15 protein-coding genes are annotated in these 14,256 nt (G+C 43.9%); 7 read left to right on the top strand and 8 right to left on the bottom strand.

Translation table 11 applies throughout. The annotated features are described in order from the left end of the window. Positions 1–53 precede the first annotated feature (53 nt). A complete protein-coding gene (mrgA, locus tag WA279_RS12350; RefSeq protein ID WP_014477938.1) occupies positions 54–515 on the top strand; it encodes a metalloregulation DNA-binding stress protein MgrA in 462 nt (153 codons plus the stop codon). Between the two features lie 42 nt (positions 516–557). Here the strand turns inward: mrgA and htrB are convergent, their stop codons facing one another. After that, positions 558–1,934: a serine protease Do-like protein HtrB gene (htrB, locus tag WA279_RS12345; RefSeq protein WP_251188325.1), complete on the bottom strand. Its 1,377-nt coding sequence runs from the start codon at positions 1,932–1,934 to the stop codon at positions 558–560. 277 nt (positions 1,935–2,211) lie between these two features. Here htrB and cssR point away from each other — a divergent pair, with 277 nt between their 5' ends. Both cssR and cssS read left to right on the top strand, forming a co-directional pair. Then, on the top strand, positions 2,212–2,889 hold the full coding sequence (gene cssR, locus WA279_RS12340; RefSeq protein WP_003228529.1) for a secretion stress-responsive two-component system response regulator CssR: 678 nt from the start codon (positions 2,212–2,214) through the stop codon (positions 2,887–2,889). Next, a complete protein-coding gene (cssS, locus tag WA279_RS12335) occupies positions 2,886–4,241 on the top strand; it encodes a secretion stress-responsive two-component system sensor histidine kinase CssS (RefSeq protein WP_003228527.1) in 1,356 nt (451 codons plus the stop codon). Before cssR ends, cssS begins: the two co-directional genes overlap by 4 nt. A gap of 27 nt (positions 4,242–4,268) precedes the next feature. Here cssS and spxO read toward each other — a convergent pair whose 3' ends face one another. Further along, entirely contained in the window at positions 4,269–4,433 is a 165-nt protein-coding gene (gene spxO / locus WA279_RS12330) for an anti-adapter protein SpxO (protein WP_003221681.1), read from the bottom strand. A gap of 167 nt (positions 4,434–4,600) precedes the next feature. Between spxO and WA279_RS12325 the strand changes: the two genes are divergently transcribed. Then, positions 4,601–5,476 (top strand): TetR/AcrR family transcriptional regulator, encoded by an 876-nt coding sequence (locus tag WA279_RS12325; protein WP_251188326.1) that lies wholly within the window; start codon positions 4,601–4,603, stop codon positions 5,474–5,476. Positions 5,477–5,515: 39 nt separating this feature from the next. Here the strand turns inward: WA279_RS12325 and fumC are convergent, their stop codons facing one another. Beyond that, positions 5,516–6,904, bottom strand: a complete 1,389-nt coding sequence (gene fumC, locus WA279_RS12320; RefSeq protein ID WP_003228523.1) for a class II fumarate hydratase — start codon at positions 6,902–6,904, stop codon at positions 5,516–5,518. A 66-nt stretch (positions 6,905–6,970) separates the two neighbouring features. Beyond that, a complete protein-coding gene (locus WA279_RS12315) occupies positions 6,971–7,156 on the bottom strand; it encodes a YvzF family protein (protein ID WP_003221676.1) in 186 nt (61 codons plus the stop codon). 117 nt (positions 7,157–7,273) lie between these two features. On the opposite strand from WA279_RS12315, the gene gerAA reads away from it, so the two are divergent. The 3 genes from gerAA to gerAC are packed head-to-tail and all read left to right on the top strand — an operon-like array spanning position 7,274 to position 10,906. Further along, positions 7,274–8,722, top strand: a complete 1,449-nt coding sequence (gene gerAA, locus WA279_RS12310) for a spore germination receptor protein GerAA (RefSeq protein ID WP_038429601.1) — start codon at positions 7,274–7,276, stop codon at positions 8,720–8,722. Continuing rightward, the gene (gene gerAB, locus WA279_RS12305) at positions 8,691–9,788 is read left to right on the top strand and encodes a spore germination receptor protein GerAB (RefSeq protein WP_336155514.1); all 1,098 of its coding nucleotides are present in this window, start codon (positions 8,691–8,693) and stop codon (positions 9,786–9,788) included. Before gerAA ends, gerAB begins: the two co-directional genes overlap by 32 nt. Next, complete coding sequence (gene gerAC, locus WA279_RS12300; protein WP_336155513.1) at positions 9,785–10,906, top strand: spore germination receptor protein GerAC; 1,122 nt, start codon at positions 9,785–9,787, stop codon at positions 10,904–10,906. Before gerAB ends, gerAC begins: the two co-directional genes overlap by 4 nt. A gap of 6 nt (positions 10,907–10,912) precedes the next feature. On the opposite strand, the gene liaR is transcribed toward gerAC, so the two are convergent. The 4 genes from liaR to liaG are packed head-to-tail and all read right to left on the bottom strand — an operon-like array spanning position 10,913 to position 14,236. Continuing rightward, positions 10,913–11,548: a two-component system response regulator LiaR gene (liaR, locus tag WA279_RS12295; protein ID WP_123373831.1), complete on the bottom strand. Its 636-nt coding sequence runs from the start codon at positions 11,546–11,548 to the stop codon at positions 10,913–10,915. Beyond that, positions 11,526–12,608 carry a two-component system sensor histidine kinase LiaS gene (gene liaS / locus WA279_RS12290; RefSeq protein WP_014477944.1) on the bottom strand — a complete coding sequence of 361 codons (1,083 nt, stop codon included), beginning with the start codon at positions 12,606–12,608 and terminating at the stop codon, positions 11,526–11,528. Before liaS ends, liaR begins: the two co-directional genes overlap by 23 nt. Beyond that, the gene (gene liaF / locus WA279_RS12285; RefSeq protein WP_123373830.1) at positions 12,605–13,330 is read right to left on the bottom strand and encodes a LiaRS two-component regulatory system accessory protein LiaF; all 726 of its coding nucleotides are present in this window, start codon (positions 13,328–13,330) and stop codon (positions 12,605–12,607) included. Before liaF ends, liaS begins: the two co-directional genes overlap by 4 nt. Before the next feature lie 33 nt (positions 13,331–13,363). Beyond that, positions 13,364–14,236: a LiaG family protein gene (gene liaG, locus WA279_RS12280; protein ID WP_336155512.1), complete on the bottom strand. Its 873-nt coding sequence runs from the start codon at positions 14,234–14,236 to the stop codon at positions 13,364–13,366. Positions 14,237–14,256 lie beyond the last annotated feature (20 nt).

The following is a 14,256-nucleotide window of genomic DNA, read 5'->3' as shown; positions in this document are numbered from 1 at the left end:
TATTTAGTATATGGTATAATTAAATCAACAGATCACAAGGAGGACGTTATCTTATGAAAACTGAAAATGCAAAAACAAATCAAACATTAGTTGAGAATTCAATGAACACACAATTATCAAACTGGTTTCTTTTATACTCTAAGCTCCACCGTTTCCATTGGTATGTGAAAGGGCCTCATTTCTTTACATTGCACGAGAAATTTGAAGAACTTTATGACCATGCGGCTGAAACAGTCGATACAATCGCTGAGCGCCTGCTGGCGATTGGCGGACAGCCTGTTGCCACAGTGAAAGAATACACTGAGCATGCATCTATCACAGACGGCGGAAACGAAACATCAGCTTCAGAAATGGTACAAGCATTGGTAAACGACTACAAACAAATCAGCAGCGAATCTAAATTCGTGATCGGCCTGGCTGAAGAAAATCAAGACAATGCGACAGCGGACTTGTTTGTCGGATTAATTGAAGAAGTTGAAAAACAAGTGTGGATGCTTTCCTCTTACTTAGGATAAAAAAAGCTGAACCCTATTTGGGTTCAGCTTTTTGTTTTTTTCTTAGCTTGAACTGCTTTCTGTCTGCTTGGTCAGTGTCGCGTTCAACGTTTTCGTTTTTCCCTTTCGCAGCACTTGGATTGTTGTTTTATCTCCGACTTTTAAGTCTTTGTAAAGGATCTGACGGATATCCGCACTGCTTTCCACGTCTTTACCGTTTAGTTTGACAATGACATCCTCAGATTTAATACCTGCTTTTTCTGCCGGTGAATTTGCTTGAACTTCTTTTACATAAACACCTTTGCCCAATTGATCTCCAAACAGGCCGAGCGTATTTTCCTGATAAGTTTCAGGAACTTGTGACATGTCAATCATCTGCACGCCTAAAAACGGACGGTCCACCTTCCCGTTTTGCAGCAGCTGGTCAACAATCGGCTCGACATCATTGCTTGGGATCGCAAATCCAAGTGATTCCACGCCGCTTTCGCTCACCTTCAAGCTGTTGATGCCGATGACCTGGCCGCTTGCATTGATTAATGGGCCTCCGCTGTTCCCCGGGTTGATCGCTGCATCGGTTTGCAGCACGTTCATTTCCACCGTCCCTTGTGTTGTATCCACATCAATTGTCCGGTTCAGTCCGCTAATGATGCCTTGTGTCACCGTACCGGAAAACTGCTGTCCGAGCGGGTTACCGATAGCGATTACCTTTTCGCCAGTGCGCAGCTGTGAAGAATCACCAAAGCTCGCCACTTTTTTGACGTTCTTGCTGCTGATTTCCAAAACTGCCAAATCAGTAATGGTATCGCTGCCGACAAGCTTGGCAGTTTCCGTTTCTCCGTTGTATAGTGTAACAGTCAGCTTGTTCGCGCCTTCAACGACATGGTTGTTTGTAATGATATACGCTTTATCACTGTCTTTTTTGAAAATAACACCTGACCCGGTTCCGCTTTCACTTTCTGAGCTGGAGCCTCCTCCCGTGCCGAATGTGTTATTTTGAGAGGTTTGGATATTTGAGATTCCGACAATCGTAGGCTCTAAATCCTCTACCATATCAGCGATGTTTGATGCGTTCGTTATCGGCGCCGTTGTAAAATTATCAGACTGCACCTGTTTATTTGCGGAAGCGGTCTCGGTCGCCTGATTTTGGTCTGACGGCAGATAAGGCGCGATGCCAAGCATGAGGCCCCCGCCGATAATACCGCCTAAAATCGGGCTCAGCCATGCGGCTCTCCGTTTCTTTTCTTTTTTCACAGCCGTTTCTTGCTTTTCCATTTCTAAAGCAGAAGCCGTTTCCTGCCGTCCCGCTTCATACGATACAGGCGCGTCAAGCAATTCTTGTTCAGAATGTCCAATCAGCTTCTGGTTTTCTGTATTCTGCTGTTCTGTATGTGAAGATTCAGTTTGATGTTGATCGTTTTGGCCATCACGTCGATAATCCATGTTCTTACACTCCTTTAACGGTTATTCATTTATCGTTACATATTCATCGCATGTACAAGTTCAATTGTCCCAATAATGAGGAGAAAAGCAAAGCACCAAAATAGAATATGTTTAATCATCCTACATCTTCCTCGCTCTTTTTCTCTTCCTTTCTTCCCTTAACCATATCATAAACAAACATTGTGGGATAAAAATGAAAAGAATATGTGAAATTATGAAAATTGCCTGCCGTATGTTAAAACTAGTTTATAATGACGTTGAAAGGATGTGAAGTGCCTTGTCATACACCATTTATCTAGTTGAAGATGAGGATAACCTGAATGAACTGCTGACGAAGTATTTAGAGAATGAGGGCTGGAACATTACATCTTTTACGAAAGGTGAAGACGCCAGAAAGAAAATGACACCGTCTCCCCACCTATGGATTCTCGATATCATGCTGCCGGATACCGACGGCTATACATTAATAAAAGAAATCAAGGCGAAAGATCCTGACGTGCCGGTCATTTTTATTTCCGCCCGAGATGCGGATATTGACAGAGTGCTTGGCTTAGAGCTTGGCAGCAATGACTACATTTCAAAGCCGTTTCTGCCGCGGGAGCTGATTATCCGTGTGCAAAAGCTGCTGCAGCTCGTATATAAGGAAGCTCCTCCTGTACAAAAAAATGAAATTGCCGTCTCCTCGTATCGGGTCGCTGAAGACGCCCGCGAGGTCTATGACGAAAACGGGAATATCATCAATTTGACGTCAAAGGAATTTGATCTGCTGCTATTATTTATCCATCATAAAGGGCATCCGTACTCTCGTGAGGATATCCTCCTAAAAGTGTGGGGGCATGACTACTTCGGAACAGACCGGGTCGTTGATGATCTCGTCCGGAGACTGCGCAGAAAGATGCCTGAATTGAAGGTGGAGACGATTTACGGTTTCGGCTACAGGATGATGTCATCATGAAAAACAAGCCGCTCGCGTTTCAGATATGGGTTGTCATATCCGGCATCCTGTTAGCGATATCGATTTTACTGCTTGTGTTATTTTCAAACACGCTGCGAGATTTTTTCACTAATGAAACGTATACGACGATTGAAAATGAGCAGCATGTTCTGACAGAATACCGCCTGCCAGGTTCGATTGAAAGGCGCTATTACAGCGAAGAAGCGACGGCGCCGACAACTGTCCGCTCCGTACAGCACGTGCTCCTTCCTGAAAATGAAGAGGCTTCTTCAGACAAGGATTTAAGCATTCTGTCATCTTCATTTATCCACAAGGTGTACAAGCTGGCTGATAAGCAGGAAGCTAAAAAGAAACGTTACAGCGCCGACGTCAATGGAGAGAAAGTGTTTTTTGTCATTAAAAAGGGACTTTCAGTCAATGGACAATCAGCGATGATGCTCTCTTACGCGCTTGATTCTTATCGGGACGATTTGGCCTATACCTTGTTCAAACAGCTTCTGTTTATTATAGCTGTCGTCATTTTATTAAGCTGGATTCCGGCTATTTGGCTTGCAAAGTATTTATCAAGGCCTCTTGTATCATTTGAAAAACACGTCAAACGGATTTCTGAACAGGATTGGGATGACCCAGTAAAAGTGGACCGGAAAGATGAAATCGGCAAATTGGGCCATACCATCGAAGAGATGCGCCAAAAGCTTGTGCAAAAGGATGAAACAGAAAGAACCCTATTGCAAAATATCTCCCATGATTTAAAAACGCCGGTCATGGTCATCAGAGGCTATACACAATCAATTAAAGACGGGATTTTTCCTAAAGGAGACCTTGAAAACACTGTAGATGTTATTGAATGCGAAGCCCTTAAGCTGGAGAAAAAAATAAAGGATTTATTATATTTAACGAAGCTGGATTATTTAGCGAAGCAAAAAGTGCAGCACGACATGTTCAGTATTGTGGAAGTGACAGAAGAAGTCATCGAACGATTGAAGTGGGCGCGGAAAGAACTATCGTGGGAAATTGATGTAGAAGAGGATATTTTGATGCCGGGCGATCCGGAGCAATGGAACAAACTCCTTGAAAACATTTTGGAAAATCAAATCCGCTATGCTGAGACAAAAATAGAAATCAGCATGAAACAAGATGATCGAAATATCGTGATCACCATTAAAAATGACGGTCCGCATATTGAAGATGAGATGCTCTCCAGCCTCTATGAGCCTTTTAATAAAGGGAAGAAAGGCGAATTCGGCATTGGTCTAAGCATCGTAAAACGAATTTTAACTCTTCATAAGGCATCTATCTCAATTGAAAATGACAAAACGGGTGTAACATACCGCATAGCAGTGCCAAAATAGACTGTAGATGTTTTGCAGTCTATTTTTTTATGTGAAAGAATAGCCGTTAAAATCTCTGTAATTTGTTTTGAGCGGCTGTTTGCATTGATGAACCCATTTTTTCTCTGACAAGGTCTGCTTCGGATATTTGACTTTCTCCACTTTGATTCCTCTGTTTCGCAAGCGGCTGATCATTTCGTCCAATTCTCTCATTCTAGATTCACCCTTTCGCTTGAGCTTTGACCATTCGGTCATCTCAATTTATAATATAAATAATACATGATAAAAAAACAAGTTACAATAAGGTTAATTTTATAACAGACGGTGTGACTATATGGTCATATCCTAGCAGGCCTCCGGGCTCCGAAAGGGTGGAACCATTGAAGGAAAAAGAAAAACTGATTATTGAAACAGCCTTAAAACTATTTGCCCAAAAAGGATACAACTCAACATCAGTCCAGGAAATCGCAAAAGAATGCAAAATATCTAAAGGCGCTTTTTATATTTATTTTCCTTCGAAAGAAGCGCTTCTTCTCTCTATGCTGAACTACTATTATGATAAAACGTTTACCCGAATTTTAAATATTAAAACGAAGGGCGACAGCCCCAGAACGGCTTACCGTAAACAGCTGACCGTCCTCTATGAAAACATTCTTGAACACAAAGATTTTATCAGCATGCAGTTGAAGGAGGGTTCTCTGCCTTACACAGAAGAAGTAGAGCAATGCGCAAAAAAAATCCGCCAGTCCTCACTTCAATTTCATATCGACAGCCTGCTGAACATCTATGGAAAAAAAGCGGAACCGTACACTGCTGAGCTTTGTTTTTTAATAGAGGGTATCAGCCAGATTTACCTGGAATGCATGATTTTGCTCGGGTACACTGTGAAGCCGTCTCAATTAGCTGATATCATTATGAATCGAATTGATGATATGGTAAAAGGCATGTCTGAACGAAATGATAAGCCTTTCATCACATTGGAAGAGGCGAGCTCTTTATTCGGGCCTCTTACGCACGGACGGCCTGACCCGCTGACTGAATCGATTGTGAAAAGCCTACGTGACAAAATTAACAGCTTACACACAAACTCCTCTCTTGAATTATCGGAGAGCTTGGACATACTTGAAGCAGAAATGAAGAAAAAAACACCGAAGCTGGCGATCATAAAAGGAATGATTCATAATCTGACGGAGTCTGAAGCTCTCGCCAAAGATGCGGAGCAGCTTAAATATTTATTAAAACAGCAACATATTTAGAAGAACGGCTGCTTAAAAAGCAGCCGTTCTTTCTTTCTATTACGCCTTTGGTTTTACCATGTCTTCCGGCTTAACCATTTCGTTAAATTGCTCCTCTGTCAGCAATTCAAGCTTCAAAGCTGCTTCTTTGAGCGTCAATCCCTCTTTATGGGCAAGCTTGGCGATTTTCGCCGCGTTTTCATAACCGATATGCGGGTTCAGCGCCGTAACAAGCATTAATGAATTTGACAGGTTTTCCTGAATGGTTTCTTTATTAGGCTCAATACCGACAGCACATTTATCATGGAATGAATTCATGCCGTCACTGAGCAGCTGCACAGATTGCAGGAAGTTGTAAATAATAACAGGCTTAAACACGTTCAGTTCAAAGTTCCCCTGACTCGCCGCAAAGCCGATTGTCGCATCGTTCCCCATGATTTGCGCTGCGATCATTGTTAACGCTTCGCTTTGTGTCGGGTTGACTTTACCAGGCATAATGGAGCTTCCCGGTTCATTTTCAGGAATGACGATCTCCCCGATGCCGCAGCGAGGTCCGCTGGCGAGCCATCTGACATCGTTCGCGATTTTCATCAAGTCAGCCGCAAGCGCTTTTAATGCGCCATGCGCATAAGTGATTTCGTCATGGCTTGTCAGGGCGTGGAATTTATTCGGTGAGCTGCTGAACGTTTGGCCGGTCAGCTTAGTGATCTCTTCTGAGACAAGCTCTCCAAACTCTGGGTGGGCGTTGATACCCGTTCCGACAGCCGTTCCACCAATTGCAAGCGCACGCATTTTATCTGTCGCTTCCAAAATCATTTCCTTCGAACGGTCCAGCATGTGAACCCATCCGCTGATTTCCTGTCCGAGGGTCAGTGGCGTAGCATCCTGAAGATGCGTGCGTCCGATTTTGACAATATCATTGTATGCTTTTGCTTTTTCATCCAGTGTATTGCGAAGCTGATCAAGCGCCGGCACAAGCTGCTCGTAAACAGCCAAAACAGCGGCAACATGCATCGCAGTCGGGAATGTGTCGTTTGAGCTTTGGCTTCGGTTCACGTCATCATTTGGATGAATCGTTTGATCAGAGTTCTTCTCTTTTAATAAAGCAGTCGCACGGTTGGCTACCACTTCGTTCATGTTCATATTGCTTTGTGTGCCGCTTCCGGTCTGCCATACGACAAGCGGGAAGTTGTCATCGTACTTGCCTTTGAGCACATCATCACAAACCGCTGCAATCGCTTCTGCTTTTTCAGCATCCAGATTGCCGAGGCGTTTATTAGCTAGAGCTGTGCTTCGTTTTAATATTGCAAACGCCTTCACAACACGCATCGGCATTTTTTCAGAACCGATCTTAAAGTTCTCCTTGCTTCGCTGTGTTTGGGCGCCCCAAAATTTATCAGCAGGAACTTTTACTTCTCCCATGGTGTCTCGTTCAATTCTGTATTCCATTTATGTATCCCTCCATAACGGTTGCTTCAATAGATCATAATTCGCCAATGACACAAAAAATCCTTTTTATTTTTCGATCTTGGCAGATTTTAATTTTAATTCAAGATATACGCGGGAATCCTTTGAATATTTGTATTTTGGATTCGTCCTTCCGTACTCCTTTGATGTGTAAGAGACATCATAATGCTTTTCAAATGATCTAATGAGCTGTTCAATTTCTTCTTGTTTTCCAGCTAGCCTTACCTGTGCCACTTCGTATCCTCCGCTTTCATAAAAAAACTTACTCCATGAAATACTCTAACACAGTATATCATTTTTTTAACAGGAAAAGATAACCTCTACTAAGGTTTTGGATAAGAGGTGACCTCATTGGAACAAACAGAGTTTAAGGAATATATACACGATAATTTAGCATTGGTGCTCCCAAAATTAAAAGAAAACGATGATCTGGTGAAAAACAAAAAAATGCTTGCGAACGGACTGGTTTTTTACTATCTCTATTTCAGTGAAATGACTGATGAGAATAAGGTGTCAGAAGCCATTAAAACTTTGATTAAAGATGAGGAGACCTTAACGCTTGACCAGGTCAAAAAACGCCTTGACCAGCTTGACGCAAGACCTATTGAAACCGCAAAAAAAACGATTGAATCGATTCTCAACGGCAATTGTGCTGTGTTTATCAACGGATTGGATAAAGCCTATATTCTGACCACAGGAAAGAAAAAAACAAGAAGCCTGACAGAGCCGACAACTGAAAAAGTGGTACGCGGCCCAAAAGTTGCGTTTGTAGAGGATATTGATACAAATCTCGCTCTGATCAGACAAAGAACCTCTCATCCGAAATTGATCACCAAAAAAATCATGATCGGCGAAAACAAGCTGAAGCCGGCAGCCATTATGTACATTGAAGGCAAAGCAAAAAAGTCCGTCATAAAAGAAGTGAAGGCGCGGCTTAAAAATATCCAGCTGGAGGATATCCAGGACAGCGGAACGCTCGAGGAGCTCATTGAAGATAATAAATATTCACCATTTCCGCAGATTCAAAATACGGAAAGACCTGACAAAGTATCTTCAGCCCTGTTTAACGGCCGTGTGGCAATTTTGGTCGACAGTTCACCATTTGTGCTGCTGGTGCCGGTTTCTCTCGGCATCCTGATGCAATCCCCGGATGACTACTATGAACGCTGGATTTCAGCATCTCTTATCCGGTCGCTGCGCTTTGCTTCTATCTTCATCACCTTGTTTTTGTCATCGATTTATATTGCACTCGTTTCCTTCCATCAAGGGCTGCTGCCGACCGCACTCGCCGTCACGATTTCGGCGAACAGGGAAAACGTGCCGTTCCCTCCGATATTTGAAGCCCTGCTGATGGAAGTCACCATCGAGCTGCTAAGAGAAGCCGGGCTGCGTCTCCCCAATCCGCTCGGACAGACGATCGGCCTCGTCGGGGGCGTAGTCATCGGACAGGCGGCTGTAGAAGCGAATCTCGTCAGTTCGATTATGGTTATTGTCGTCAGTGTCATTGCCCTGGCATCCTTTACCGTTCCTCAATACGGAATGGGTCTGTCTTTCCGGGTGCTGCGTTTTATTTCGATGTTTTCCGCCGCTATTTTAGGGCTGTACGGCATTATTTTATTTATGCTTGTCGTTTATACGCACTTAACGAGACAAACGAGCTTTGGGTCTCCGTATTTTTCGCCGAATGGATTCTTCAGCCTGAAAAATACGGATGACTCCATTATCCGTCTCCCAATTAAAAACAAACCAAAAGAGGCGAATAATCCAAATGAGCCAAAAACAGACTCCACTGAAACTTAATACCTTTCAAGGTATTTCTATTGTTGCAAATACAATGCTTGGGGCCGGACTTTTAACATTGCCGCGAGCGCTGACCACTAAGGCTAATACGCCTGACGGCTGGATCACGCTGATATTAGAAGGTTTCATTTTTATTTTCTTCATTTATTTAAACACGCTCATTCAGAAAAAACATCAATACCCTTCACTCTTTGAATATTTGAAGGAAGGGCTTGGGAAATGGATCGGCAGCATCATCGGCCTTTTGATCTGCGGCTATTTCCTCGGCGTAGCCAGCTTCGAGACACGGGCAATGGCTGAAATGGTGAAGTTTTTCCTGCTGGAGAGAACCCCAATTCAAGTCATTATTTTAACGTTTATTTGCTGCGGCATTTATTTAATTGTTGGGGGCTTAAGTGATGTGTCGCGGCTGTTTCCCTTTTATTTAACGGTAACCATTATTATTTTGCTGGTTGTGTTTGGGATCAGTTTTAAAATTTTTGATATTAATAATTTGCGTCCTGTTTTAGGCCAAGGCCTTGGCCCCATTGCAAACTCCCTTACTGTTGTTTCCATCTCTTTTTTAGGAATGGAAGTAATGCTGTTTCTCCCTGAAAATATGAAGAAAAAGAAATACACGTTCAGGTATGCATCTATAGGATTTTTGATTCCGATTATTTTATATATCTTGACGTATATTCTCGTTGTCGGAGCTTTGACCGCTCCCGAGGTGAAAACGCTGATTTGGCCGACCATTTCTCTCTTTCAGTCCTTTGAGCTTAAAGGCATATTCATTGAACGGTTTGAATCCTTTTTACTGGTCGTCTGGATTATCCAGTTTTTCACGACTTTTGTCATTTACGGATATTTTGCCGCTAACGGGCTAAAGAAGACATTCGGATTATCGACTAAAACAAGCATGGTGATTATCGGCATAACGGTCTTTTATTTTTCTCTCTGGCCGGATGACGCCAATCAAGTCATGGTGTATAGCGATTATCTTGGCTATATTTTTGTCTCCCTGTTTCTGCTTCCCTTCATTCTCTTTTTCATTGTAGCTCTCAAGAGGAGGATTACAGCAAAATGAAAATCCGGATTTTATGTATGTTTATATGCACCCTATTGCTGTCCGGATGCTGGGACAGTGAGAATATCGAGGAATTAAGCTTAGTGATCGGAGTAGGGCTAGACAAGCCTGACGATGAAAATTTAGAGCTGACACAGCAAATTCTCGTGCCGAAAAAAATCAGCGCCAAGGAGGGCTCTTCATCTGATCCGACACAGCTTTCTATCACAAAGGGTGAAACTGTCCATCAAATGATGAGAACCTCTGCATTAAAGCATAATCCTACGTTTTCACAGCATTTGCGTCTCATTCTGCTTTCCAAAAGCGTGATTGCGGATCAAATTGGAATGGACGCGATCATTAACCAGTTTGTCAGAGACAACGGAACAAGGAGGAGTTCCTACGTCTTTATCACCAACGGCCGAACTAAGGATATATTTAACATGAATGATGAAGGCGAGCCCGCATCCAACGTGATATATGATCTGACAGAGAATAATAAGGTGACGATCAGAATGATGGAGCCAGTTACATTGGGGGAGATCTCAGAACACTTAACCTCTGACGATTCATTCCTCATCCCACATGTCGGTAAGGAAAACGGCAAGCTCGCGATAAACGGAGCCTCAATCATAAAAAATAAATTATGGCACCGGGATCTCACCCCGATTGAGGTTCAAAATATCAACTTATTTTCAGGCACTGTCGAGGGAGGCGTCATTGACTTGAAGCGCGATGGCCATCTCTTTTCTTATGAAGTATATTCGAGCAATCGGAAGATCAAGACGGCCTACAAGGACGGGAAGTTCAAATTCACTGTCACCCGAAATATTGAAGGTCGTCTATCTGAGGATTGGAATCCCAATGAAGATTCGTTTAAGGATTCATATATCAAAAGTATTGAAAAGACAGTTGAAAAACGGGTACACGATACAGTAACAGCATTTATTACAGGGAAACTGCAGAAAGAGATCAAAGCGGACGTCACCGGGCTGGGAAACGAGGTCAGAATTCATTATCCTCAAAAGTGGAAAAAGATTTCAAGAAAATGGGATGAGGATTATTTCAGCAATGCGGAAATAGACTACCGGGTCAACGTGGTTGTCAGAGACTTCGGAACGAAAGGCGCGAACAAATAGCGGCCCCTATTTTACGAGGTGATTTCGGTGTGCGTACACCGCCGCCTGCGTCCGGTCACTGACATCCAGCTTTGATAAAATATTGGTAATATGTGTTTTGACTGTTTTAATCGTAATAAACAGTTCCTCGCCTATTTCTTTGTTTGTCTTTCCTTCTGCGATCAGGCAGAGTATTTCGAGCTCCCGTTTCGTAAGCGATTCATGCGGGAGCGCGTTTTCACCTGAGTGGCGCAGCCTAGATAATACTTTTCCCGCCACTTTTGACTCCAGCTTCGGCTCTCCCTTGCTTGCGGCGCGGATGGCATCGGCGATTTCTGCCGCTTTTGAGGTTTTCAACAGATAGCTGAGCGCGCCAGCTTCAATAACCGGGTACACTTTGTCATCATCAATGAAGCTAGTGAGCACAATAATTTTCGGGTCAGAAAGCTCGCGGCAGATTTGCTTTGTAGCTTCAATGCCATCCATGCCCTCCATGACAAGGTCCATTAAAATGACATCAGGCGACAGTTCCACAGCAAGCCGAACACCTTCGCTGCCGTCCGATGCTTCGCCGATGACTTCAATATCGGGCTGCGCCTCCAAAAAAGCCGCGAGCCCCATTCTGACCATTTCATGATCATCAATCAATAATACTCGAATCACGTTCGTTCTCTCCTTTTTCTTCCGGGAAAATCGGGACCTTCACTTCGATTTGGGTGCCTTTTCCTTCTACTGAAATCACTTCGGCGACCCCGCCGATTTCACTTGCACGTTCTTTCATAGAATTCAGGCCGTATGAGGATGCTTTCACCTGGTCCATTTTAAAGCCTTTTCCATTATCAATCACCTTCAGACGGAGCTGGCTGTTCTTTATGCCCAGAATCACGGTTACTTTTGACGCTTTTGAATGTCTAAATACGTTTGAAAGGGCCTCCTGCACGATTCTGAACAAGTGGTCTTCAACACCCTTGGATATCGCTGTGTCCTGTATATCCCACTCAATATCAATCGGCTGCTTTTTTCGGAACTCGTCCAAAAGCTCCGTAAGGCCCTCCTTCAGCCCTTTTCCTTCAAGGGTAACAGGCCGTAAATGGAGCAGCAGCGCCCTCATCTCATTTTGGGCTTCGCCTGCCATATGCTCGACCATCTTGATCCGCTTGACTGTTTTATCATCAGCATCCTTGACATGTTCCAGCACGGCTGATGTCATCATCGATATGGCAAAGAGCTGCTGGCTGACCGCATCATGAAGATCTCTGGCCAACCGCTGGCGTTCTTCTGAGATAACCGACTTCTTCATTTGAGCCTGCCATTCCGCACGTTCATTGGAAAGTTTCTGCAGGGATGCGACTTGAAGCTCCACGCGCTTCGCCATTTCGTTCAGCTGATCGGCGGCCAGGCCGATTTCATCATCACCGAGCGGCGGTATCCGATAAGCGAAATTGCCGTTTTCAAAGGTTAAAATGGATTCAATTAATGTATCAATCCTTGTCTTCAACCGGTTGCCGTACATATACCCTGAGGCGAAACCGACGGTCACGCTGATCAGAAGCAAAATCAGGATAAACGGAATTCCGAACCAGCTTGATGACAGCAAAACAAGCGGATCGAGCCGATAGTAAAACATCATAAAGGAAATCAGGCAAACAAAAAGGAGCAGGCTGATTCCCGTTGTCATGCGGATGGCGCGCCATTGGAGGCTGGCAAGCATTTTTTTTCTCATACGTACTTCACATCCACATCACCGATAAATAAGGAAACGGACACTTTGACACGGCGCTTTGACTCGCTGAAATCGGTTGACGCGGCATATACCTTCGTGCTTAATCCGCTTTTCTTCGAGCCGATCAGATTGATGTCACCTATAAAAACAGCTGAGCTGACAGCCACTTCAAGGTCCGATGGTACATAAATATCAACGTTTCCAATGACTCCGCTAATGACGATTGTACTTTCTCCCTCAGGAATCATCGCTTTAGATAAATCGATTTTGATATCACCGATAAAACCAGAGACATTTAAATCATTCAGGTCAAACGGCTTCTTCATCATTTGCAGCTCACCGATAAAAAAGCTGCGCATGTCGGGATGTTTTACATCTTTTGGCGGATCATGATGTTCTTTTTTATTGAGGTTGACCTGTTTCTCATTCGGTTCGAATATCGGCTTCCCTTTGACAAGCCTGTAGCCGGCGTAAATCAGAAATGCGGCAAACACATAGCCGAATAAATTAAAGGTGATGCTGAAGAGGTTTTTCAAAAATAGAAACGCGGCAAAGATATACATGACGGAGCCAAGCCAATCACGGGAATATTTTTTAAGGAAATAGCCGGCAATCAGAAAAAAGAGCGGCCAAAACAGCAGATCGCCTATTCCGATAATTTGCAAAAACATACTGATGCCGAATAAAGCAATGATCAATCCGAGAAGCTGTTTTTTTGTCATTCCTGGTGTCCGCCTCCTTTCTTCTGCCTGGTGCTACCGTATCGCTAGATCCCCGCTGTCCGTTTTGATGTCGATTGGATGCTGGCCGCTTCCTTGCGTGCCTGTGATGTGATGCTGTTCTTTATGTGCTTTGTCAGCAAAAGAATACGGCGAACTGACGTCACCGCTCGCTGATTTCGCTTTGACTGTAAAGCTGCCGTTTTTGGGAAGGCTTAGATTGGCATCACCGCTTGTCAGCGTGACAGATACGGGACCGGTTACCTTTTTCAATACAGCATTAAAATCTCCTGAAGTCATTTTCACATCAAGAGAGCCTGATACATGAACCAGATTTGCGTCCCCTGAAGCTAAATCAATGCCGGCTGTTTTGGAGACGGTATTTGAAATGGAAACATCCCCAGATGATGCCTTCACTTTCAGGTCTTGAAGGCGGACGTCCGTCACGCTCGTATTTCCGCTCGCAGATACTGCGTTCAGCCCGGAAAGCGCAAGATGGTCATTTCCGACCACAGACACGTCCCCGCTTGAGGTTCGCACTGTCAGATCACCTTTGTAGTCATACGGAAGCCGGACGATAAGAGTCGAACGGTTAAACCCATTCAAAAATTGAAATTCTTTTTCCTTTACGGTCAGCTCCAGTTTTCTTTTGTTTTCAGTAACAAATAACTTTCCTGAGTCTCCTGAAATGCGTGCCGAAATGTCACTTCGTTCTTCCGCTATAATCTGGACATCCTTGCTATCCGATTCAATGACCATGCTGTCAATGTCCCGCGGCGATGCGCTGGCTGAATCGGCTTCTGTGCCATTTATGAAACCCAGGCCTGCAGCAAACACATCTTTTACGACGACGGCGAAAAAAACCAGAATACCGGCAGTGATCAACAGTTTGCCAAGCATTTTTTTCATTCGGTTTCATCCTTCTCATT

Origin of the sequence: Bacillus sp. 204(2023) (assembly GCF_037027505.1) — a bacterium.
GTDB lineage: Bacteria > Bacillota > Bacilli > Bacillales > Bacillaceae > Bacillus > Bacillus subtilis.
Note: the sequence above shows the minus strand (reverse complement) of the source record. Positions and strands in the feature narration are given on the sequence as shown.

Bases quoted from the DNA above. Each gene is read 5' to 3' on its own strand.
- mrgA (WP_014477938.1), top strand. From the start codon at position 54: ATGAAAACTGAAAATGCAAAAACAAATCAAACATTAGTTGAGAATTCA.
- htrB (WP_251188325.1), bottom strand. From the start codon at position 1,934: ATGGATTATCGACGTGATGGCCAAAACGATCAACATCAAACTGAATCT.
- cssS (WP_003228527.1), top strand. From the start codon at position 2,886: ATGAAAAACAAGCCGCTCGCGTTTCAGATATGGGTTGTCATATCCGGC.
- spxO (WP_003221681.1), bottom strand. From the start codon at position 4,433: ATGAGAGAATTGGACGAAATGATCAGCCGCTTGCGAAACAGAGGAATC.
- fumC (WP_003228523.1), bottom strand. From the start codon at position 6,904: ATGGAATACAGAATTGAACGAGACACCATGGGAGAAGTAAAAGTTCCT.
- gerAB (WP_336155514.1), top strand. From the start codon at position 8,691: ATGAGCCAAAAACAGACTCCACTGAAACTTAATACCTTTCAAGGTATT.
- gerAC (WP_336155513.1), top strand. From the start codon at position 9,785: ATGAAAATCCGGATTTTATGTATGTTTATATGCACCCTATTGCTGTCC.
- liaS (WP_014477944.1), bottom strand. From the start codon at position 12,608: ATGAGAAAAAAAATGCTTGCCAGCCTCCAATGGCGCGCCATCCGCATG.
- liaF (WP_123373830.1), bottom strand. From the start codon at position 13,330: ATGACAAAAAAACAGCTTCTCGGATTGATCATTGCTTTATTCGGCATC.
- liaG (WP_336155512.1), bottom strand. From the start codon at position 14,236: ATGAAAAAAATGCTTGGCAAACTGTTGATCACTGCCGGTATTCTGGTT.